This window comes from Eisenbergiella sp. OF01-20 (assembly GCF_003478085.1).
Taxonomy (GTDB): domain Bacteria; phylum Bacillota; class Clostridia; order Lachnospirales; family Lachnospiraceae; genus Eisenbergiella.
Genome location: NZ_QUES01000001.1, coordinates 174,505 through 198,508 on the forward strand (window position 1 = coordinate 174,505; position 24,004 = coordinate 198,508).

17 protein-coding genes and 1 other annotated feature are annotated in these 24,004 nt (G+C 51.2%); all 17 genes read left to right on the forward strand.

What is annotated here, in order from left to right; translation table 11 throughout:
- Positions 1-108 precede the first annotated feature (108 nt).
- The 17 genes from DXA36_RS00790 to DXA36_RS00875 all read left to right on the forward strand — a co-directional run bounded on the left by DXA36_RS00790 (position 109) and on the right by DXA36_RS00875 (position 23,966).
- Complete coding sequence (locus DXA36_RS00790; RefSeq protein WP_118675786.1) at positions 109-2,757, forward strand: SpoIID/LytB domain-containing protein; 2,649 nt, start codon at positions 109-111, stop codon at positions 2,755-2,757.
- Positions 2,758-2,847: 90 nt separating this feature from the next.
- A complete protein-coding gene (locus DXA36_RS00795; RefSeq protein WP_243114532.1) occupies positions 2,848-3,675 on the forward strand; it encodes a YihY/virulence factor BrkB family protein in 828 nt (275 codons plus the stop codon).
- 83 nt (positions 3,676-3,758) lie between these two features.
- Positions 3,759-4,041, forward strand: a binding site (T-box leader).
- An 87-nt stretch (positions 4,042-4,128) separates the two neighbouring features.
- Positions 4,129-5,352: a tyrosine--tRNA ligase gene (tyrS, locus tag DXA36_RS00800; protein WP_118675787.1), complete on the forward strand. Its 1,224-nt coding sequence runs from the start codon at positions 4,129-4,131 to the stop codon at positions 5,350-5,352.
- Between the two features lie 269 nt (positions 5,353-5,621).
- Positions 5,622-7,643 carry a helix-turn-helix domain-containing protein gene (locus DXA36_RS00805; RefSeq protein ID WP_118675788.1) on the forward strand — a complete coding sequence of 674 codons (2,022 nt, stop codon included), beginning with the start codon at positions 5,622-5,624 and terminating at the stop codon, positions 7,641-7,643.
- Between the two features lie 221 nt (positions 7,644-7,864).
- Positions 7,865-9,550, forward strand: coding sequence for an extracellular solute-binding protein (locus DXA36_RS00810; RefSeq protein ID WP_243114533.1), 1,686 nt, complete (start codon positions 7,865-7,867; stop codon positions 9,548-9,550).
- Positions 9,551-9,729: 179 nt separating this feature from the next.
- Complete coding sequence (locus DXA36_RS00815; RefSeq protein WP_118675789.1) at positions 9,730-10,683, forward strand: ABC transporter permease; 954 nt, start codon at positions 9,730-9,732, stop codon at positions 10,681-10,683.
- A gap of 13 nt (positions 10,684-10,696) precedes the next feature.
- Positions 10,697-11,590, forward strand: coding sequence for a carbohydrate ABC transporter permease (locus DXA36_RS00820; RefSeq protein WP_118675790.1), 894 nt, complete (start codon positions 10,697-10,699; stop codon positions 11,588-11,590).
- Between the two features lie 12 nt (positions 11,591-11,602).
- A complete protein-coding gene (locus DXA36_RS00825; protein WP_118675791.1) occupies positions 11,603-13,036 on the forward strand; it encodes a sulfatase-like hydrolase/transferase in 1,434 nt (477 codons plus the stop codon).
- Positions 13,037-13,074: 38 nt separating this feature from the next.
- Positions 13,075-14,454, forward strand: coding sequence for a sulfatase-like hydrolase/transferase (locus DXA36_RS00830; protein WP_118675792.1), 1,380 nt, complete (start codon positions 13,075-13,077; stop codon positions 14,452-14,454).
- A gap of 100 nt (positions 14,455-14,554) precedes the next feature.
- On the forward strand, positions 14,555-16,027 hold the full coding sequence (spoIVA, locus tag DXA36_RS00835; RefSeq protein WP_118676367.1) for a stage IV sporulation protein A: 1,473 nt from the start codon (positions 14,555-14,557) through the stop codon (positions 16,025-16,027).
- 270 nt (positions 16,028-16,297) lie between these two features.
- The gene (locus DXA36_RS00845; protein WP_118675794.1) at positions 16,298-17,137 is read left to right on the forward strand and encodes a purine-nucleoside phosphorylase; all 840 of its coding nucleotides are present in this window, start codon (positions 16,298-16,300) and stop codon (positions 17,135-17,137) included.
- Positions 17,138-17,179: 42 nt separating this feature from the next.
- Positions 17,180-17,605 carry a cytidine deaminase gene (locus DXA36_RS00850; protein WP_118675795.1) on the forward strand — a complete coding sequence of 142 codons (426 nt, stop codon included), beginning with the start codon at positions 17,180-17,182 and terminating at the stop codon, positions 17,603-17,605.
- A gap of 90 nt (positions 17,606-17,695) precedes the next feature.
- Complete coding sequence (locus DXA36_RS00855) at positions 17,696-19,000, forward strand: amidohydrolase family protein (protein WP_118675796.1); 1,305 nt, start codon at positions 17,696-17,698, stop codon at positions 18,998-19,000.
- A gap of 99 nt (positions 19,001-19,099) precedes the next feature.
- Complete coding sequence (locus DXA36_RS00860; protein ID WP_118676369.1) at positions 19,100-19,768, forward strand: response regulator transcription factor; 669 nt, start codon at positions 19,100-19,102, stop codon at positions 19,766-19,768.
- Positions 19,765-20,781, forward strand: a complete 1,017-nt coding sequence (locus DXA36_RS00865; RefSeq protein WP_118675797.1) for a sensor histidine kinase — start codon at positions 19,765-19,767, stop codon at positions 20,779-20,781. The genes DXA36_RS00860 and DXA36_RS00865 overlap by 4 nt, the downstream gene beginning before the upstream one ends.
- Before the next feature lie 208 nt (positions 20,782-20,989).
- Positions 20,990-21,757, forward strand: a complete 768-nt coding sequence (locus DXA36_RS00870) for an ABC transporter ATP-binding protein (protein ID WP_118675798.1) — start codon at positions 20,990-20,992, stop codon at positions 21,755-21,757.
- Positions 21,747-23,966, forward strand: coding sequence for an FtsX-like permease family protein (locus tag DXA36_RS00875; protein ID WP_118675799.1), 2,220 nt, complete (start codon positions 21,747-21,749; stop codon positions 23,964-23,966). The genes DXA36_RS00870 and DXA36_RS00875 overlap by 11 nt, the downstream gene beginning before the upstream one ends.
- The last annotated feature ends 38 nt before the right edge of the window (positions 23,967-24,004 follow it).

The window sequence follows — 24,004 nt, forward strand, 5'->3', positions numbered from 1 at the left end:
CCCGCAGTCGCATGTAACAGTGTGTGAAATATACGGGTATCCGTTTGCGGGCGGTGCATTTGGATATAAGCTGGAAACGGATAGGATTCAGGGATGTAAGGGGAGTATATGGAAAGAGGCGGAAGACAGGGAAGCAGCAGGAGAACCGGTCGGGAAACAAGGCCGTCAAATGAGAACACCCATAATTCGGAGGTGCCGGGACATAACAAATTCCTGGATGCGAAGAAGGAAGCGGACAAAAGAGAAGCGGAGCGCAGGCGTAAGAGCCGTATAGCAGGAAGCCGTTCCATGCGTATGGCCGCAGGCGGCAGATCCTATCGTCCGCCGGTCATGAGAAATCCCCGCAGCTATGCAAACCGGTCCGGCGGTTATGGAAATGCTACATACCGGAAGAATACCTCAGGAGGCCGCTGGATGAAGCTGGCAGTCATTGTTTTGGGTGCGGCACTGTTAATCCTCCTGTTAATCCGGGGAATCATGGAAATAACAATCCCCCGTACGGAAGGGGAGTATCTGTCCCTGCAGGAGGCCGGAAATATGGCCTGGCTGCTGGCGGACACCGGAGGAATATCCGACAGCAGGGCGCTGGCGGCTGTTTTTACGGAAGATGCGGCGGCTAAAAGTGACGGCATGCTGACCTTTGCCCAGTGGAAACAGATTGCGGCGCTCTTTCCTGACTGCAGCTATGAATTACCCGGGGGCTACCGGAATAAGGATAAGGTCCTTCAGGAGGACTGGTATTCCTATTTTGATGCGGCGAGGGCTGTTTATGATACGCAGGGAAGAATCCGGGATATCGATCTGACTCCTATCGGCATGGGGAGTTCCGTTACAGACAGCGAAGGGAACCCATTGGAAGAGAATGCTCTGATTTCCATGGAAAGTGCATATACTTATATGACCGACCGGATCCGGGACTGTTTATTCCAGCCTGTAGTTGCTGTGGAACGGGAGGGCGTTCTGTATGCGCTGCGGGATAAGACGGGCACGCAGACGGAAATCCCCAATATCTGGATTATGGAGGTGGAAGAGGATTCCCTCCGGTGCTTCTGGAATGATTATGAAATAGCAATTGCAGCACCCGGCGGGAAGGCGGCCGGGCTGGGGGCCTCCCGCGAGCAGGTGGCGGATCTGCGCTTTTCCGGCGGGCAGCTTTCCGGTGTGGCTATGCATACGGATAAGGTATCCGGCAAGCTTCTGAAAATCCGTGACAACGGGGCGGAAGTGGAAGGCCAGGGCTTTTATCCGTTTGCGGATAATTTAAAAATATATCGGCTGTATGGTAAACTGAAACGATACTATACAACAGATCTGTGCATCGGTTATGATTTTACTGATTTCGTTATAGAAAACGGAGAGATACAGGCCTGTCTGGTGGTGAAAGAAGAGGCCATGGAAAATATCCGTGTGCTTGTAAAAACCTCGAATTTCGGAAGTGCTTTCCATGATACGCTGGAGCTGAAGGCGGATTGCGATCTCACGGTAATTACGGGGCCTTATGACTCGCAGCAGACCACGGTCGTACCCGCCGGTGAAACACTCACTATCGGCAGGGACAGTGCGCTTTTTACAGCGGAACGGATCCGGATTGAGCCTGCGGTCCTGACCGGGCATATCAGTCTTTTGAATGTGGGAAGAAGCCAGGGGGTGCCGTCCTACCGGGGAAGCCTGGAGCTGGAAAAGCAGCAGGATGGGATTGTGGTCATTAATGAGGTCCTGCTGGAGGAATATCTGTATGCAGTGGTTCCCAGTGAGATGCCGTCCTCATATCCGCTGGAAGCGCTGAAGGCCCAGGCGGTATGTGCCAGGACCTACGCCTATGCAAAGATGCTGCACGCCGGGCTGCCGGCTTACGGCGCCCATGTGGACGACAGCGCCGGATTCCAGGTTTATAATAATATTACGGAAAATGTAGAAACAACAAAAGCGGTCAAGGAAACTAAGGGGCAGCTGCTCTATTATGGCGATCAGCTGGCGGAAGCCTATTATTATTCCACATCCTGCGGTTATGGAACGAACACGGGAATCTGGCTGAATTCCGTGCCGGATAATTTCCCCTATCTGCAGGGGAAAGCGGTTAATGTAGCGGGGGTTACGGATGCCCAGGGGGATGCCATTGATGAGACCATAAGGGAAGATGATATCCAGACGGCGGAGGCCATGACCGAAGAAACCAGCTTTGAAGCGTTTATCCGCGGAACCAGGGATTCTGATTTTGAGCGGGAAGAGGCCTGGTACCGCTGGACCTATCAGGTGGAACAGCTGGACAGCACTCTTTTGTATGCCAATGTAGTCAAACGCTATGACGCAAGCCCGGGAGCGGTTTTTGTGAGGCAGGCAGACGGCAGCTTCGTGAATCAGGCGCCTGTGGATCCGGGGAGGATAACCGATATCCGCATCGCGGCCAGAAATGACGGGGGCGTGGCGGAGGAACTTGTGATTGAAGGGGAGAACGGCGCTCTGATGATAAAATCAGAACATAATATCCGTTATGTTCTGAGTGACGGCACGAGCAAGGTAATCCGGCAGGATGGCAGCGAATACAATACGACCACGCTGCTTCCCAGCGCGTTTATCGTGCTGGAAACCGTGAAAGAAGATGGTTATGTGACAGGATATAGCCTGATTGGCGGAGGATTCGGCCACGGAGTTGGCCTGAGCCAGAACGGTGCGCGCAGCATGGCTTCGGATGGCTGTGACAGCGAATCCATATTGGGATTCTTTTATGAAGGAAGCAGCGTAAGGGCGGTCTATTGACCGCCCGCCTGCGGAGGAAGCAAGTCCTGCCGGGATGGAAAGGAAACAATTCAGGCTTGTCTGAACGGTTACAAGGAAAGGAAAAACAGGATGATAAGGATTTATAGAATTCTGAAAGGGTTCGGAAGGCAGATGACCCGTGCGAATGTAAATGCATATGCGGCAAGTACGGCATTTTTCCTTTTTTTGTCCCTTATACCCATGCTTCTGCTGATTTGTTCCATTTTGCCCTATACGCCGATTAAAAAATCGGATTTGATAACAGCCATGACACTTTTGCCCCAGACGCTTTCCCCGCTTCTGACCTCCCTGATCCAAAGTATTTATGACAGTACCTTTGGGGTAATCAGTATAGCGGCTATTGTGACGGTCTGGTCCGCGGGGAAGGGTGTTCTGGCCCTGATGAGAGGTCTGAATGCCATGAACGGTGTGGTGGAGGACAGAAACTATGTACTGCAGAGGATTATCGCTTCTTTTTACCTGATTATATTTCTGATAACTATTATCTTTCTGCTGATTGTAATGGTGTTCGGAAATCTGTTTGCGGACACCATAGTCAGGCATGTGCCACAGATGGAAGAGCTTTTTGCCCTGCTCCTGCATTTCAGGGGGTTGTTTTCCTGGTGTATGATGACTCTTATTTTTGCAGTGATGTATACCTACATTCCCAACTGCAGGCTGAAATATTCCCACCAGATACCGGGCGCGGTCTTTTCCTCTACCACATGGAATATTTTTTCCTGGGGATTTTCCGTGTACATCCAGCATTTTAACGCCTTTGATATGTACGGGAGCCTGACGACCATCATTATCGTAATGCTCTGGCTCTATTTCTGCTTTTACCTGTTCCTGATTGGGGCGCATATTAACAGATTCCTGACGCCCTTCCGCCGGATACGCGAAAAGGAAAAAAGATAAAGGATGCAGATAAAAAAGGGCTATTGACAGGAACAGGGGATTGTGTTACATTAACGGTAGTTTATAGTGAAATGAATCATTTTCTAAAAACTGTGATGGGAAGAAGTAAGGAAAAGAGGAACCTACAGAAAGCGGCCGGCAGATGAGAGGCGCAGGAGAGGCTTTCCCGAATACATCCCGGAGTTTCGCACCCAAATCATGTGAGAGTAGGCTGTGACGGAGAGCAACCGTTATTTTGCGAAGAGTATCACTGGTATATGAACGGACTGCAGGCCGGATATAGAACAGTCGTACTTGAAGAGGCAGACGGCGTGAGCCGGCTGTGAACAAAGGTGGTAACACGGGTATCTGACACTCGTCCTTTTTTCCGGATCATTCCGGGAAGAAGGATTTTTTTGTTTTCAGGTATTCGGGAAAGTACTGAACCGCTGCAAAGAAAAGGAGAAAAGAAAAATGCAGGTATTTGAAGAATTAAGAGCCCGCGGCTTATTGGCGCAGCTCACGGACGAAGAAGAGATACGGGAGCTGGTGAATGCAGGCAAAGCAACCTTTTATATTGGTTTTGATCCCACGGCGGACAGCCTTCACGTGGGACATTTCATGGCTTTATGCCTGATGAAAAGACTGCAGATGGCGGGGAACAAGCCCATTGCCCTTTTGGGGGGCGGAACCGGGATGATCGGGGACCCTTCCGGCAGAAGCGATATGCGTACCATGATGACTAAGGAAACTATTGATCATAACTGTGAGTGCTTCCGGAAGCAGATGAGCAAATTTATTGATTTTTCCGAAGGAAAGGCTATTTTGGCCAATAACGCAGACTGGCTTTTGGATCTGAATTATGTGGAACTGCTGCGTGAAGTGGGCGCATGTTTTTCCGTTAACCGCATGCTGACTGCAGAATGCTACAAGCAGCGTATGGAAAAGGGATTAAGCTTCCTGGAATTCAACTACATGATCATGCAGAGCTATGATTTCCTTATGCTTTACAAAAAATACGGCTGCAACATGCAGTTTGGAGGGGATGACCAGTGGAGCAATATGCTGGGCGGAACGGAGCTGATCCGCAGAAAGCTGGGCAAGGATGCTTATGCTATGACGATTACCCTGCTTTTGAATTCCGAAGGAAATAAGATGGGCAAGACCCAGAAGGGTGCCGTATGGCTGGATCCCAACAAGACCTCTCCCTTTGAATTCTACCAGTACTGGAGAAATATTTCTGATGCGGACGTACTCAAATGTCTCCGTATGCTCACGTTCCTTCCGATTGAACAGATTGACGAGATGGATAAATGGGAAGGCAGCCAGCTTAACCGGGCAAAGGAAATCCTTGCTTTTGAACTGACCAAGCTGGTGCATGATGAAGAGGAAGCGGGTAAAGCACAGGAAAGCGCAAGAGCCCTCTTCGGCGGCGGAAATACGGCGGAAATGCCTACCGCACAGCTGTCGGAAGCGGATCTTACGGACGGCAGTATCGATATCCTGGATCTGCTGGTGAAATCCGGTCTGGTGGCCTCCCGTTCCGAAGGACGCCGTGCGGTGGAGCAGGGCGGTGTGACTATGGAAGGGGAAAAGGTTGCGGATTTCCGTGCTGTGTTTGCGGGAGAGGACTTCCATGGTGAGGGTAAGATCCTTAAGCGCGGCAAGAAGAACTTCAAACGTATTGTAATTCAATAACAAGGGTTCATACAGATCTGTGCATGTACGGCGCAGATTGTAAGAAGCCAAGCGGAAACAGGTAACCGGCCTTTTCTTCCGCCGGCCATAAATGTATTTATGGCGGCGGAAGGGAAGGTTTTTTTGTGCCTTTATGTATGCGGAGGTCCCCTATCGTTCAAATGCATGAGGTTATGTTCAAAAAACAAAGGTAGAGGGGGAAAAGGGATTCCGGTATAATAAATTATGGGGAAATAGAAGAGTTTATATAAAGACCGGGGAGTGGGGAAATGGAAAAAAGAAATAAAAATGTCAGTTATCTGCGGTTTGTAATCACCTATAATATCGTGCTGCTGATTCCGCTTCTGCTTGTGAGCTTCAGTGTATTTTACATGGTGCACACACAGCATTATAAGAAAATCATGGATGAGACCGCCCTGTCGGCGGAGCGGCAGGCGGATTATTTCAAGCAGCAGATAGCGGTAATCAGTGCCTATAATGCGGACTGCCGCTACAGCAAAATCTACAACCGGCAGTATTCCGAGAAACCGCCGGTATCCTATCTGGAAATGGCGGAGGATCTGAAAAAGAAGGAAAGCACCTTCCCTTTTGCGGACAGTATGTATTATTACATCTGTGACGGGGAGAAGAAGATCATTTCATCCGGAGGGACCCTTACGGAGGAGCTGTTCTTTTCGCGGATTTGCCGTTTGGACAGAAATCTGTTCAGCCGCATGGAGGACAGGGGATTGTATGCGGTGAAAGCGGAGCTTTACGGAGGCAGCAGTACGGGAATTGTGATTATCTGCCCTTTGGTAACCTGGGTGGAAAAAGGGAAATCCGATACCCAGTATCTTTTATATGTGATCCGGGACAGCAGGCTGATGGAACAGTTCGGCGGCACCGGGCTGCCCTACGAGGATATTACTTTGATCTCTTTTCAGGATCAGGTGCTTTTTTCTTCCAGGGAAGGCGATAACCGTATGCTTCTGGAAGGGGAGAGGGGCTGGGAAACCCTTCTGGATGGGGAAGAGTACTACACGAATGTCACGGATATGGGTTCTGGTTTTGCCGCCATGACCTTTGTGTCCAAAGCGGAAATATCCAGAAGCGCCGTAAGCTATTTTAAAGGCTACGGAATCTGGATACTCTGTTCCGTTTTTGTGGGGCTTTTCCTGGCATTTTATTATTCCGGGAAAAAGTACCGGTCGTTCCGAAGTCTGCTGGACAATAATGAAATGCTGGAGGAGGAAAGGAACCTGCTGCGGACGGAAAACTGTCTTTATGAGCTGCTTACAAAGGAAGTGAAACCCGGGGACGAGCTTTGGGAGCGCTGTCTGAGAAGCTGTATCCATATTAACAGAAGGCATTTGTTTTTTGCCGTGTTCCCGCAGATAGAAGAAAACAGGGAGCTTTATGAACTGTTCGGCAGCCAGATGAATGAATACAGCGCTTCCACGGCCTACCGTGTCGTGCTGTTTGAAGAAATGTATGTGTACCTGGTCTGTTCCGATGAATCCATCGGGGAGATCACCCGCAGGCTGGAAAAGCTTTCCGGGAACGGCGTGAAGCTGGGAGTGGGAAGGATTACATCGGATGTGAGCAAAATCCGCCTTTCTTATGAGGAAGCGAGAAAGGAGCTGCGCCGGGAACAGCATCAGGAGCAGCAGTTCCCGGAGCAGGAACTGAAGGCGCTTAAGGAAGCGGCGGGGCTTTCCGATACGGTGCGTACGGTCATCCTTCTTTCCGAACTGAAGGATATCGTTTCCGAGGTCAAGGAAAGCATGGCCCTGTGCATTGCCTGGGAGGTGATGCATATTCTGAACCGGGAGCCCGGCGAGTTTTTTTCCGGGAAAGAGGACGCTGAGCTGACTAAAGAGGGGATGGATCGTTTTTTTGACCGGATGATTGGGGAGCAGGCCGACCTTTCCCGGGAAGAGGATGGGAATGGCAGCGATGCCTTCCAGGGGAATTACAGGAAAAAAAATATCGCGGATATCCTGGACTATATCCATGCACATTATCTGGATGATAATTTTACTGTGAAATATATGGCGGCCTATTTTGATACGTCCGTTTCCAATCTCAGTCATTTCTTTAAAAAAAATATGCAGGTCAGCATTTCCCAGTATGTGGATAAGATAAAGCTGGATCGGGCCAAAGAGCTGCTGGCCGGCAGTGATAAAAAGATTTCGGAAATAGCCCGGCTCCTCCGGTACGGGAACAGTACCGTATTTATAGAGATGTTTAAGAAATATGAAGGGATAACACCGGGAGGGTACCGTGAAAATGTATGGAAAAGCAGGATGTAGGTATATCGGTTTGGTGAATCGATACAAGAGAAAAGGATAATGGTAAGCAGGACTGTATGATATGCATGAGAGAAGGATAAAGTGCAACAGCAGGAGATAGCCGGAATGCGTAAACAGGGGTATGCTACAGACATCTTCCGAAAGGGCCGGCGGTGAGGCCGTCCGGTTCTGTGTCGGAAAGGGATGTAACAGATGTCGGTGTATTTATAGGAGGGATTGTTTTGAAAAGAAAAACAATGACAAAAACAGGAGCCATAGTAATGAGTGCGGTGCTTCTGGGCAGTACCCTGATGGGATGCGCAGGAAAGGCAGGAACGTCGGGAGAGGCCCAGGGGGATCCAAAAAAGGAAACGCAGGCACAGTCCCGGGGGGAAGCGGAAAGCAGTGCGGACAGCAACTTCAATGCAGAAGGGCTTCCCATTTTAAAAGAAAAGGAAACCTTCACCATTGCGGTTCCTCAGAGAAGCACTTTGAAGGCGGCCGCGGATAAGGCTTGTGTGATAGCAGCGGAGGAAGCGACGAACATACATATTGAATGGGTGGAAATCCCTCAGTCGGGCTGGCAGGAAAAAATCAACATCATGTTCAGTACGGACAGCCTGCCGGACGCGGTGCTGGGCGATGTGGACATGGCGAGGAATTACGAACAGCTGGCGCCCCTGGACGACTATCTGGAAAGCTATGCACCTGCCGTTACCGCCTTTTTTGACAGCAGGGACGATTATCCGGCAAGCCTGGTTGCGCCGGATGGTAAAATCCACTGCCTGCCCATAGGGGACGAATCCACCCAAAATATCATTGATTCCCAGTTCTGGATCAATACGGACTGGCTGGAAGCGCTGGGGAAGGAAATGCCGCAGACACCGGAGGAGTTCAGGGATGTGCTGGTGGCTTTCCGGGACGGAGATCCCAATGGCAACGGCGCGAAAGACGAAATTCCTCTTACCTTTGCAAAAGCCTGGGGCTGGGGAACGGCAATGGAAAACCTGTTCGGGCCTTTCGGCGTTGTGGAGAATGAATACCATGTATTCACCAAGGACGGAAAGGTGACCTTCAGCGCAGGAGAACAGGGATATTATGATGCTCTTGTATGGATGCACGATTTATACAAGGAAGGTCTGATAGACAAGGATGTTTTTACCATGAGCGATGAGCAGTACAGCGCAAGAGGGGCCTCCGGGGATATTATCGGAGTGATGGCCGGTTATTCCGGAGATGAATGCAGCGTGGACAATGGGGCCGCGGGGGAAGGCCGTTATCAGGCAGTTCCCGTCCTTAAAGGAAAAGACGGAACCCAGATGGTGGGAATCAATAATGTGACCAAAATAGGCGGCTTTGCCATCAGCAGAAACTGTAAGAATCCGGAAGCGCTGGTACGCTGGTATGATTATATCAATTCCACATTGGAAATGGCCCTTACCTGGGGCAGGGGCGCGGAAGGCGTATGGTGGGAAATCCTGGAGGAAAACGGAAAAGAGGTTCCCCAGTTCCTGACCATGACACCCGAGGTCCTGGAGGCCAACGGCGGCTACAAATCGGTTCCCGAGTACCGGAATGCGGAGAGCTTTGCGGGATCCACCCCTTCCCTTTGGAGAAATGAATACGATCAGGCGCTGCAGTATGATGATAAATGGCCTCATGACTGGAAGCTTCAGGCGGTTAAGGAACAGATACCCTTCGGTGTAATCGGCCTGCCCGCAGGGACGGCAAGCCTGGAAAATGCGGAAAGAAGGGCGATTCTGATTGCCGATATTGATACCTATCTGGAGAAGTTTATTGCGGATTCCGTGATTAACGGTATTGATGAAGAAAAGTGGAACGCTCATCTCAAAAACCTGGAAAACCTGAAAGCAGAGGAATATACCGCGCTTTGCCAGGAATATGTGGATTCCTATTCCGGGAAGTAACCTTTCATGCCCGGTTCACCGGGCATCACCATGCATGAAAGCTGCAAGGCGGACAGGAAGTGCGCGCAGTTGCGTCCTTCCTGTCCGCCGGCAGGTGAAATGGTACACGGGAGGCCGGAGTGATATGCACAGGAGCATATGACCCGGCCTTTCCCGGTTTTAGATAGAGGAGGAGCAGTATGACAGGCAGTAAGTCCTTGAAACGATCCGGCAGAAGAAGAAAAGGCGCCGGAAGAAGCAGTATGCGGCTGTTGAAAAAAAGCTGGGTGTGTTATTTATTTATCCTGCCCATGCTTATTTATATTATTTTATTTAATTATCTTCCCATGTACGGGATCCAGCTGGCCTTTAAGGATTACCGGGCCTTAGACGGAATCTGGGGAAGCCCCTGGGTGGGCTGGAAACATTTCCAGACCTTTTTCGGCTCTTACCAGTTCAAGGATTTATTATGGAACACGCTGGCGCTGAGTATTTATTCCCTGGCGGCAGGATTTCCCCTTCCCATCCTGTTTGCGTTGTTTTTAAATTATGTGACCAATGCCAAAGGAAAGAAAGCGGCACAGATGATCACCTATGCGCCGCATTTTATTTCCACCGTTGTTTTCTGCGGTATGATCCTGATTTTCCTGGCAAGCGACGGGATCGTGAACCAGATCCTGGCCCTGCTGGGGCTCGATCCGGTGGCGTTCCTGTCCAATCCCAGGAATTTCCGGCATATTTATGTATGGTCCGGCGTGCTGCAGAGTATAGGCTGGGGGTCCATCATGTACATATCCGTGCTGACCTCCGTGGGGCCTGAGCTGCATGAGGCGGCCAGGGTGGACGGGGCCACCAAATTCCAGCGCATGCTTTATATTGACATCCCTTCCATTGTACCCACCATGGTTATCATGCTCATAATGAGGGCCGGGGAAATCATGGATGTGGGGTTTGAAAAGGCTTTCCTTTTGCAGAACAGCGTCAACCTGGATTATTCGGAAATCATATCCACCTATGTATATAAAATTGGTATCCAGAGCGGCCAGTTCAGCTATTCTGCGGCCATCGGCCTGTTTAACAATGTAATCAACCTGATTCTTCTGCTGGCGGTGAACCGGATTGCCCGCAGGACGTCGGATGTGAGCTTATGGTAAGGGAGGAAGAGCGATGCTTTTAAAATGGAAGAACAACCGATCGGATTATTTGTTTACCTTTATCGTTTATGCCAGTGTAACCCTCATATCCCTGCTGATTCTATATCCCCTGCTGTTCGTTGTGATTGCGTCCGTCAGTGATCCCGATTTGGTGGCATCGGGGCAGGTGCTGTTCTGGCCCAAGGGTATTACGCTGGAAGGCTACCGTTATATTTTCCGGGATCAGAGGATTTGGAGCGGTTACTATAATACCATCCGCTATACCTTTTTCGGTACGCTGGTCGCGCTGACGATTACCATCCCGGCTGGTTATGCCCTGTCCAGAACCGATATGGCGGGGCGGGGATTCGTGATGAAAATGCTGATTGTGACCAAATATTTCTCCGGGGGCCTGATTCCCACCTATCTGGTGGTAAAAGGGCTGCATCTTGTTAATACGCCCTATGTACTCATGATTCTCGGATCCTTTTCTGTGTTTAACCTGATTCTGTGCCGTACCTTTTTCCTGAATACGATGCCGCCGGAACTACAGGAAGCGGCGGAAATAGACGGCTGCAGTATTTTCCAGTACTTTATAAAAATTGTCCTTCCCTTATCCAAAGCCATTATAGCAATCATGGTTCTCTACTATGCGGTAGGGCACTGGAATTCTTTTTTTAACGGTTTGATTTATGTGAGCGATGCCAAATTATATCCGCTGCAGCTTATTCTGCGTGATATCCTAATCAGCGGCCAATCGGTGGATCCGTCGGTGACCGATCCGGAAGCCGTCGAGCTGATGAAGCAGATTGCAAGGACGATCAAATATGGCGTGATTATTGTTTCTTCCCTGCCGGTGCTGGTTTTATACCCTTTTGTGCAGAAGCATTTCGTGAAGGGCGTTATGATAGGTTCCCTGAAGGGATAGGAGGAAGAGAGGATGAAGAAACAGCCTAATATTGTATTTATTCTTACCGATGACCAGGGGGCCTGGGCGATGCACTGTGCCGGAAATGAGGAGATCGTAACGCCTTCCCTGGACCGCCTTGCTTCACAGGGAATCCGGTTCTCCCATTTTTTCTGCAGCTCACCCGTCTGTTCACCGGCGAGGGCTTCCGTGATGACGGGAAAAATGCCCTCCGCCCACGGGGTGCATGACTGGATTGCAGGCGGTAATATGGATACTGCGGCGTATCCCGAAGCCGCGGGGCATGCGCATTTCCGGAAACCGGATCAGGGGATCGATTATTTGGAAGGGCAGAAAACCTATGTGGAATACCTGGCGGAGGCCGGATACCGGTGCGCCTTAAGCGGAAAATGGCATCTGGGTAACAATCCCTGCAGGAAACAGGGATTTTCCCGGTGGTTTACCATCGGGACGGGAGGCTGCAGGTATTTTCATGGAGATACCTTTGAAAACGGTCATTTTACCAATGAAAATCAATATATAACGGATGTGATTACGGACAAGGCGCTGCAATATCTGGAAGAGCTGGGGCAGGGGGATGCCCCTTTTTATCTGAGTGTCCATTACACGGCGCCCCATTCCCCCTGGGAGGCGCAGGAGCATAAACCCGAATACCTGAAGCTTTATGAAAACTGCAGATTTTCCTCCGTGCCGGAGGAACCTCTTCACCCGTGGCAGATAAATACCTGTCCCATTGGGGATACGCCGGATAAGCGCAGGGAGAACCTGACCGGATATTTTGCCGCGATAACCGCCATGGATGCCGGAGTGGGGAGAATTCTGGATTATCTGGATAATACGGGGCTTTCGAAGGATACGGTGGTTATTTTCACCTCCGACAATGGAATGAATATGGGGCATCACGGCGTTTGGGGAAAGGGCAACGGAACTTATCCTCCCAATATGTATGATTCTTCCGTTAAGGTGCCGTTTCTGCTGTCTGCCCCTTTCCTGGAACACAGAGGGATTGTGACGGAACGGATCGCCGTGCAGTGTGATATTTTCCCCACCCTGCTGGAGCTTGCGGGCTGCTGTTATCGGCCGGCGGACCAGCAGCCGGGCAGAAGCCTGGTCCCTTTTCTGAAGGGAGAGGAAGGGGAAGAAGAAGATATCTTTATCTGTGATGAGTATGGCTTTGTGCGTATGCTCCGTACCAGGAAGGAAAAGCTGGTGCTCCGTTATCCCCAGGGGCCGGATGCCTTTTATGATCTGGAAACGGATCCGGAGGAACGGGACAACCGTATAGGGGACAAACGATATGAAGAACGGATCGGTGAAATGAGAGGGCGGCTGGAGGAATGGTTTGCCGCATACAGCCGGGATCCTTATTGCGGAAAAGAGCTGCCGGTAACCGGCAGGGGGCAGAGAAAGCGCTGCTGGGAGCAGGACGCATTTCTTCCCCTTTAAAATGGCGGGCCTGACGGTAACAGATTAGGAGATGACGGATGAAAAATGTGTTGATTCTTATGACCGACCAGCTCAGAAGGGATGTTCTGGGCTGTTACGGGGGAAAAGAGGTGGAAACGCCTTATATCGATTCCCTGGCGGAGGAAGGAATCCTGCTGGAGAACTGCTATACCCCCAGCGCGGTATGTACCCCTTCCCGGGGATGTTTTATGACCGGAAGATATCCCCATAACAACGGGGCGCTATCCAACGGGCGGCCTGTGGGAGCGGGGGAGCATGGCTTTGCGGAGGCATTTTGCAGCGCCGGCTATAGGACCGGCTATGCGGGAAAATGGCATCTGGGGGATCACCGGGAGCGGGGGGAGAGTCTGGAGGGCTGTAACCGGCTGGGTTTTGAATGCTGGGATTACCAGGTGGAATTCGGACACTGCAAATCGGTGGAACGCAAAGACGGCCGGCTTATTCTGTCCGGTCAGGTGGGGGATGAACGTTCCTATACCACGGACTGGCTGGCGGATGAAACCATACGCTTCCTGAAAGAGCAGCGAAAAGAGCAGCCTTTCCTTTTTATGGTGAGCATGCCGGATCCCCACCAGCCCTTCCGGGTCCGTAAACCTTATGATACCATGTTCGATCCGCTGGATATGGAAATCCCGGAAACTTTTTATGAGGAAAAGCTCCCCGACTGGGCGGAGGAGGACGAATGGGGCCGGCACCATTATTTTCCCGCCGGCCTTTTTGAACGGGAGGACCACTTCCGGCGGCTGAAGGCCCAGTATCTGGGAGCGGTGAAATGTATTGACGATAATGTGGGGAAAATTCTGCATGCGCTGCGGAAAGAAAACCTGCTGGAAAAGACCGTGGTGATTTTTACCACGGATCATGGGGATTATCTGGGCGAGCACGGGCTGATGGAAAAAAACAACCTGTATGAGAGCGTATACCATATCCCCATGCTGGTCCGTCTGCCGGAATGCAAAAAGGCGGGTTTTCGCAGTCCCGCCTGGCTTCGGATGACGGATTTTGCCCCCACACTTGCCGGGCTGCTGGGTATTCCTTACAGCTATCCCTGTGACGGGGAGGATTTGTCCGGGGAACTGCTGGCAGGAAAAGAAGGGAGGAAGGAGGTCTGCATCTTTCCCAGCGACGTGCCGAGAACAGGGATCATTACGGAGGAATATGAACTGGCCTATGTGGGCAGAGGCTACCGGGGCGGTATGTTTCATGATCATATCCTGTTTGACAGGAAGCGGGATCCCCTGCAGCGGGAGAACCTGTACGGAAGGCCGGAATATGCGGGCATTACGGAGGTTCTGAAGGAAAAAATCAAAGAATACCATAGAAGGTACCATACCCCCGATACCCTGCTTCCCCGGGAGGTGTGGAGCAGCGGCGGTTCCGACAGAGCTGTGCAGTAAATTCACAGTAAGATTACGCTTTTTTTGCATAATCATTCCCTTTCCCTGCATATATTGGTAACAGCTAGGCAAGCGGAAGGGGATTTATATTATGGACACTTTGCATACACAAAATTTATACAAAGACATTCAGCTTCGTACCGGCGGAGAAATCTACATCGGCGTGGTAGGACCCGTGAGAACCGGGAAATCTACCTTCATCAAACGCTTTATGGATCTGATGGTACTGCCATACATTGCCGACGAATCGGAAAAAGTACGCGCACAGGATGAACTTCCCCAGAGTTCGGGAGGAAAAACCATAACTACTACGGAACCCAAATTCATACCCAAGGAGGCGGCCCAGATCACCCTGAGCGGCGATGTGAATGTCAAGGTGCGTCTGGTGGACTGTGTGGGCTTTATGGTGGACGGCGCTGCCGGGCACATGGAGGATGAGGAAGAGCGTCTGGTGAAAACGCCCTGGTTTGACTATGAGATCCCCTTTACCCAGGCGGCGGAAATCGGAACCAAAAAGGTTATCAACGACCATTCCACGATAGGGATTGTGGTGACCACGGACGGCAGCTTCGGGGAATTGAAACGGGAAAACTACATAGCGCCGGAGGAGAAAACCATCCAGGAGCTGAAAAAGCTGCATAAACCCTTCCTGGTGCTGGTGAATTCGGAGCGCCCCTACGGAGAGGATGCTATCCATACGGCTGCCGCGATCCAGGAAAAATATCAGGTGACGGCGATACCGGTCAATTGTGAACAGCTGAAACGGGATGACATCAACCAGATTATGGAAAAGGTGCTGTACGAGTTCCCGGTGACCATGATAGAATTTTACATGCCGAAATGGGTGGAAATGCTGCCGAACACCCATAAGCTGAAAGCGGATTTAATAGAGAAGATCCGGACGCTTATGGATGGCATTGACACGGTAAAGGATGTCATCAATACCCAGGTGGCGGTAGACAGCGATTACATCAAACGGTGTATTGTTGAAAAAATCAATATGGCGGACGGGAGCATCCGGGTCGTTCTGGATGTGGATGACAAGTATTATTATGAGATGCTCAGCGAACTGATCGGCGAAAATGTATCCAGTGAATACCAGCTCATTTCCGTATTGAAGGAAATGTCCAAGATGCGCAGGGAATACACCAAGGTACTCCATGCCATGGAATCCGTGCGGCTCAAGGGCTATGGGGTGGTCACGCCGGAACGGGCGGAGATCAAGCTGGATAAGCCGGAGGTCATCAAGCACGGAAACAAATTCGGCGTGAAAATCAAAGCGGAAAGCCCCTCTATCCATATGATAAAAGCAAACGTGATTACAGAAATCGCCCCTATCGTGGGAACCCAGGAACAGGCGGAGGATCTGATCAGCTATATTGCGGATGCGGAAAAGGATTCCGAGGGTATCTGGGAAACCAATATTTTCGGGAAAACGGTGGAACAGCTGGTTAACGACGGAATCACCGGCAAGATTTCCATGATTGGTGACGAAAGCCAGGTGAAGCTCCAGGAAACCATGCAGAAGATCGTAAACGACAGCAATGGCGGAATGGTCTGCATTATCATTTGACGGCTACGGCAGCAGTCCGGACTTGTCTGAACTGTTACCGGCATAATACGGGACGGACCGGAAGGCGGATGCCTTCCGGTTTTCTGCGTGTATCCGGCGGACACGCACCCAACCGGTATTTGCAGGGGAGGCGGGAAAACAGCGGGCAGTTGTTTTTTGGGGGAAGTCTGCTTTTTTATCTAGGAATCCTGACGGGATTCTGCTATACTGGTTGCAGAAACGGATTTGCATCTGAAAAACTGTTTTTAATTCTATGTAAGGAGGTCATATATGAATCCTGTATATGATAAACTGGTAAAATGCTACGAAAGTGTAAAGCAGAAAATCGATTTACAGCCGGAGGTGGCAATTGTACTCGGATCCGGCCTGGGCGATTATGCCGATGATATCCGCGTGGAGGCGGAGCTGGATTACCATGATATTGAAGGCTTTCCGGTTTCCACCGTACCGGGACACGCAGGAAAGTTTATTTTCGGTTACGTGGGCGGGGTACCGGTAGTGTGTATGAAGGGAAGAGTGCATTACTATGAAGGCTATCCCATTTCCGACGTGGTCCTGCCCACCCGGCTGATGAAGCTGATGGGAGCCAAAGTGTTGTTTTTGACCAACGCCTCCGGCGGCATCAATCCGTCCTTTACGGCAGGGGATTTTATGATGCTGACCGATCATGTTTCCCTCTGGGCGCCGAATCCGCTGATTGGTGCCAACCCGGACGAGCTGGGCGTGCGTTTCCCGGATATGACGCATGTATATGACGAGGATCTCCGGGCGCTCATCCGTGAAGCGGCCGCAGAACAGGGAATTAGCCTGAAAGAAGGCATTTATGCCCAGCTTACGGGGCCTTCCTTTGAGTCGCCTGCGGAAATCAGGCTGCTGCACAAACTGGATGTGGATGCGGTGGGGATGTCTACCGTTGTGGAGGCCATTGCCGCAAACCATATGGGAATGAAAATCTGCTGCATATCCTGTGTATGCAATCTGGCGGCAGGGATGACCGATAACCCGCTCACCCATGAAGAGGTACAGGAGGCGGCCAACGCAGCGGCACCTGCGTTCAAGACGCTGGTAACGGAATCGGTAAAGAAATTCGGGGCTGCGCTGAAGGGCTGAAGAAAGACGGAAACGGGATTCTGCCGGAAGAAAGGAAAGGGCATGACGGATTACAGAAGGCTGATAAAGGAAGCGATAAGGGCCAGGGAAAATTCCTATGCGCCTTATTCCGGTTTTTTTGTGGGCGCCGCCCTGCTGGCCGCCTATGAAAAAGACGGAGAGCCGCTTATATTCACGGGCTGCAATGTGGAAAACGCGGCATATACCCCTACCAACTGCGCGGAAAGGACCGCTTTTTTCAAGGCGGTCAGTGAAGGCGTGCGCGCTTTCCGGGCGATAGCGGTGGTGGGAGGAAAGCAGGGGGCATTAACGGATTACACCACGCCCTGCGGGGTATGCCGGCAGGTGATGATGGAATTCTGCAGCCCGGATACCTTTGAAGTGATTGTGGCGGTATCGGAGGATGACTACAGGGTTTATACGCTGAAGGAACTTCTGCCGGAGGGGTTCGGCCCGGCTGATCTGTAGGCCAAAGAACAGCCGCCGTAAATTGTCCGGTAAAATAACGAACTGTGAGTAACAGGTAAGGATAATGGATAAAAAGGAGACTGACCGAATATGAAAATACGCTTGTACAACGCCCGGATTATGACAATGGATGGAGACTGCGGGCTATTGCAGGGGGAACTTTGGGTGGAGGATGACAGGATCCTCTATATCGGGGACGGCACGGATTTGGATGAATTCTGTAAGAGGACAGGGAGCATCGGGCTGATTGCGGACAAGGAAATTGACTGTGACGGAAATGTGCTGATGCCGGGCTTCAAGGATGCCCATACCCATTCCGCCATGGTGGCCATGCGTTCCTTTGCGGATGACATGCCGCTTCAGGAATGGCTGAATACCAAGATTTTCCCGCTGGAAGCCAAAATGACGGAGCAGGATAACTACGACCTCACACAGCTCGCCATCCTGGAATACCTCACCACCGGCGTGACCTCGATATTTGATATGTATTTATCCCCGAAGGATATTGCCCGGGCCTGTGTGGATATGGGAATGCGCTGTGTGCTGGTGAGCGGGCTGAATAAGTTCGGGCCGGCCCTTGAGGTGATGGAGGAACGTTACCGCACCCTGAACGGGATGCACCCCCTGATTTCCTATATGCTTGGCGTCCATGCGGAATATACCTGTTCCAGGGAGCTTTTGGAGCAGGTGTCGGAAATGGTTCACAAATATAAGGCGCCGCTTTTCACCCATCTGTCGGAAACCAGGACGGAAACGGATGAATGCCTGGAGCGTTATGGGATGACCCCGCCGCAGTTCCTGGATTCCCTGGGATTGTTCGATTACGGCGGAGGCGGCTACCATTGTGTCTACTTCACGGAAGAGGATATGGACCTTTTTGCCCGGAAGGGCCTTCATATCATCACCAACCCCGGATCCAACACCAAGCTGGCAAGCGGAGTGGCGCCTATTACCCGCTTCATGGAAAAAGGAATTCATGTGGGAATCGGAACGGACGGCGCTTCCAGCAACAACTGTCTGGATATGTTCCGGGAAATGTTCCTGACGACAGGGCTTGCCAAGCTGCGGGAAAAGGATGCATCCGCCGTGGATGCGCAGGAGGTGCTCCGCATGGCTACGGTAAACGGGGCAAGGGCTATGGGCCTTCCTGACTGTGATATCCTGGCGGAGGGCAAGAAGGCGGATATTATTATGATTGATCTGCATCAGCCCAATATGCAGCCCCTGAACAATATCCAAAAGAACATTGTTTACAGCGGCAGCAAACAGAATGTGAAGATGACTATGATTGACGGGCAGATCCTCTACTATGACGGCAAATTCCTCTGCTGCGATGATGTGGAGGGCCTGTATGCAAAAGCTAACGAAATCATAAACCGGCTCAGTGCGCAGTAACCTGCCATGCCCGATCCAACGGGCGGCACTATGTATGAAAACAGCCGGGCCGGCCGATGCCTGCGATACAGAGCCGACAGGGGAAGAGAGGAGGAGCGGATGAATTACAGGATAATGTTGGTGGAGGATGATCCTGTTATCCGGAAGGAATTAGGTACGCTTCTGCGGGGGAACGGCTATGAAGTGGGGATGGTGACGGATTTTTCGGATACCCTGGGGCAGATTCGGGAATGGCAGCCTCATCTGCTTCTTCTGGATATCAATCTGCCCGGGGAGGACGGGTTTAAAATCTGTTCGGGATTCCGCACCTTTTCTACGGCGCCGATTATTTTTGTCACCAGCAGAAATACGGATATGGATGAACTAAACAGTATTATGCTGGGCGGTGACGCTTTTATTACCAAACCCTATCATGTGGCGATCCTCCTTGCCAGGATCGCTTCCCTTTTAAAAAGATCCGTTCCCTCCGGGAAGGCGGAGAGCCTTGAACACCGGGGGCTGTGTCTCTGCCCGGAGAGCGGCAGGATGGCCTGTGCGGGAAAGCAGGAGGAGCTGACGAAAAACGAAATGAAAATTCTGGTTTATCTGTTCCGCCATGCGGGAAAGATCTGTTCGCGGGCCGATATCGTGGAATATCTGTGGGATAACCGGATATACGTGGATGACAACGCGCTGAGTGTGAACATATCCCGGATACGGGAAAAGCTCGCCAGGCTGGGGCTTACGGATTATATCCGCACGAAGCACCGTCAGGGGTATCTGATATGAAGGGAACGGATTATATAAAAGACCATCTGTTCCTTCTTATATTCCAGGCGCTTGCGATGATCCTGCTGGCCCTTTTTCTTTCCGCAGTGGGAAATGGGGCGGGTACGGTGGGATTTATCACAGCCTGCTGGCTGCTGCTGATCACCGCCTGGCTGTCAGCGGATTACCGGCTGCGGAAAAAGAGGCTGGAGCGGCTGTTGAAGCTGGCAGATGCTCTGGAAGAACGGTACCTGATAGCGGAAGTTATGGATAAGCCGGCACGGGCGGATGACCGTGTTTATTACCGGATCTTGTCCATGGCGGGGAAGTCCATGCTGGAGCAGGTAACCGCGGCAAAAAGGGAGCGCAGGGAGTACCGGGAATACATTGAACAATGGATCCATGAGATTAAAACGCCTCTGACGGCCCTGAAGCTTCTTTGCGGCAATAATAAATCCGAAGTGACACGCACCATGCTGCTGGAACTGGAGAAGCTGAATCATTTCGCGGGCCAGGCCCTTTATTATGCCCGCAGCGAAACCGTGGAAAAGGATTATCTGATAAGGGAAATCCTGCTTTCGGATATCATCCATCAGGCAGTATCGGATAACAAACAGCTTCTTATGAGCAATGGGGTGCGGATCCGTCTGGAGGTCTGCGGCCATACGGTTTTTACCGATGAAAAATGGGCGGTTTTTATTCTGAATCAGATCATCGGTAATGCGGTGCGGTACCGTCGGGAAAATCCGGAGCTTTTGTTTGACGCCGTCCGCACGGAGGAAGGAACGGCATTAAGGGTACATGATAACGGGATAGGAATCCCGCCCGAAGATCTGCCGCGCATTTTTGAAAAAGGGTTTACCGGTACAAACGGACGGCTCGGCAATTCCTCCACCGGGCTGGGGCTTTATCTGTGCAGGAGGTTATGTGCCAAGCTGGGAATCGGCCTTTCCGCCGAATCGGATGGAAACGGTACCGCAATAACGCTTGCGTTTACCCGAAATTCTTTCTGCCGGCTGACGGAGGAGGGATAGTATCCCGCCCGAAGTACGGCGTTCCGCTTGGAAAGCCTTTCCCGCATATGTAAGCACGGACACCGGAAGCGCAGTGATACTGCGCTTCTTACATTTTTGTAAGAACAAGGAAAGAAAAATAGATACCAACCCGCCCGCCCTGCTGCTACAATAAGGTCGTTTCCCAAAAAACAGGCAAAGGCCGCCCGGGCGGCAGAAGAGAGGCAAGATGGAGGATATATTAAAAATCTGCAATATCGAGAAGTATTACGGTAATTCGGGAAGTCTGACAAAAGCGCTTTCCGACGTGAGCTTTCAGGTCAGGGAAGGAGAGTTTATAGGGATTATGGGCGCGTCCGGTTCGGGAAAGACCACGCTGCTCAATTGTATATCAACCATTGATACGGTTAGTGCAGGCCATATATTCCTGGACGGCAGAGACGTGACCGAAATCGGGGAACGGGATATAGCAAGGTTCCGCAGGGAGAACCTGGGATTTATCTTTCAGGAGTTCAATCTGCTGGATACCCTCACCATACGGGAAAATATAACCCTGGCCCTCACCATCAACCGGGTGCCGGCCGGGGAAATTGACGGGCGGGTTGAAAAAATGGCGGATAAACTGCATATCCGGGATATTCTGGATAAATACCCTTATCAGGTTTCCGGTGGCCAGAAGCAGCGCTGTGCCTGTGCCAGGGCTATGATTAACCGTCCCAGGCTTATTCTGGCGGATGAACCGACGGGCGCACTGGACAGCCATTCCTCCCGGATGCTGCTGGATACCATGCGGGATCTGAACGAGAGTCTTTCGGCAACTATTTTAATGGTGACCCATGATGCTTTTACCGCCAGCTATGCCGGCCGTATTCTGTTTTTAAAGGACGGACGGATATTTACGGAAATTTTGCGGGGGAATGACAGCCGCCGCCGATTTTTCGGTAAAATCCTGGATGTCGTAACTATGCTGGGAGGTGATCTGGCAGATGTACGTTAAACTGATTCTCAGGAATGCCAGACGTTCCATCGGTGATTATCTGATTTATATCGTGACGCTGACCCTGTGCGTCGCTATGTTTTATGCTTTTTTATCCATATCGAGCAGTTATTACAAGCCGGAAATCGGGGCACAGTTTGATCTGAGCCTGCTGGGGAATAATATGAAAGCGGCCATATGTGTCATAACGCTGCTGCTTCTTTTTTTGATCAGATATGTCAACCAGTTTATGATTTACCGGAAACAGAAGGAATTTGCCATACAGACCATTATGGGGATGGAACAAAAGCTTACCGCCAGGCTGTTTTTCTTCGAAACCCTCATTATGGGAGGGGCGGCCCTGCTGATAGGCTGCCTTCTGGGAGGCCTGCTGGCACAGCTCATCACGGCGATGCAGCTTTCTTCCATGGGCTATCCCTACCGGATTATCTGGACACTGTACCCGGATACCCTGCTCCTGACGGCAGTTTTCTTCCTGGTAAGCTTTGTGGGAATCGGGCTTTTTAATATAAGGACGATCCGTAAAATTAAGGTCATCGATATGCTGCAGGCGGATAAAGTGAACGAAACGCTGAAGAAGAGCAGATGGATGCACGGCATTATTTACCTGTTTGCCCTTTTTCTTTTGATGGTGCTGGCGGCAGGTATCAGCAAGAGGTATTTCTATTTTGATCCCAGGCTGCCGGGCTTGGTCCATGTGATGTTTGCCGCCAATATAGGGGCGCCGGCCCTGGGGCTTATGCTTGTTGTCCTTTTCCCCGCAGGAAGGCTGCTGCGCAAGAAGATGGATATTACCGTCCTTACCGGCTGTCTGCTTGCGGCAGATCTGCTGCTTATTGTGAGCGCAGCCAGTGTACCGATCCTGCAGCAGAAATATTCGCTCGCCCTGGGGAAGGGGACAATAAACCTTTATGCCATGTTCATCCTCGCGGAAATCGGCTTTGCCGTCTGCGCTTTCATGTACCTGACAGGAAACCTTGTGGAGAGGAAAAAGAAAAACAGGCAGTGGGCCTGCCGGGAGGAAAATCTGTTTTTCCTGGGACAGATACAGACGAAGCTGAGAACCACCACCAAAACTATGACACTCATCTGTCTGACCCTTATGGTATCCATCGGGCTTTTCCTGTCCATTCCCGCCCTTGTGGGCTGGGCATCGGGCTATCTGGAGGAAAGAGCGGTATTCGATATCCGTATGGCGTCAACCTATAACCGAACCGAAAAGGTGGAGGAACTTCCGGATACCGGGTATGGGTTTGTGACGGATTTCCTGGAGGAAGAAGGAATCGCTGTCGCGGATGATTGTACCTTGTCCGTTTATTTCCCAAGGGAAGAGCTTTTTTACAACCGGCTGAAAAGTGATTTCCCGGTACTTGCGGTATCCCTTTCCGACTACAACCATCTGCGCCGCATGGTGGGGCTTGATGCTGTCTCGCTGGAAGAAGGGACATTCACCACACAGTGGCGTTCCACCGCGTCGGAGGAAGAGGTGGAAGCCTTTCTTGACGGACATCCGTCTGTGGAAACGGATGCAGGGACGCTTCGTCCCGCACCGGATAACGCGCATCATGCAGGGATTAGTGAGAATGTTTATAATCTGTATACAGATGTTATATATGTATTCCCGGACAGTGTGTGCGGGAAGCTGCTGGCAGCGGAAAGACAGAGATACATAAATACCGCAGAGCCTGTCCCTTATGAGACCTGCGCCAGGCTGGAGGCTTTGTTTGGAGAGACACTGCCTACAGATATAAACAGGGATGGGGTTATCTATCTGATACGGACCCGTTCCATGGAGGTGAGCGATACCACCACAGGTATTTTCATCCTGAAAACGAGTATGACCTATGCCGCCGTGGTGCTTTTTATCATTTGTTTTACCATTTTAGCACTGCAGCAGCTTCTGGATGGTTCCCGGTATTCTTACCGGTTCGGCGTCCTGCGGAAGCTGGGGGTGGAGGATACTCGTATCAACCGCCTGATTTTCAGGCAGCTGGCTTTCTGGTTCGGCCTGCCTGTATGTATGGCAGCAGCAGGTGCGGCTATATTTGCCGTGTATTTTTTCCGGACGATTTCCGTCCAGATCAGCGCCTATGTGGGGACGGGAAAGCTGATGGTGCAGGTGGGGGCGGTGGTTGTGATCCTGTCGGTTCTCCTGGCCTGTTACTTCATCAGTACCTGGATACTGTTCCGGCGGCAGGTTTTTGAATAAAATGACAAAATCCGGCAATTTAATCGTGGACATTCTGC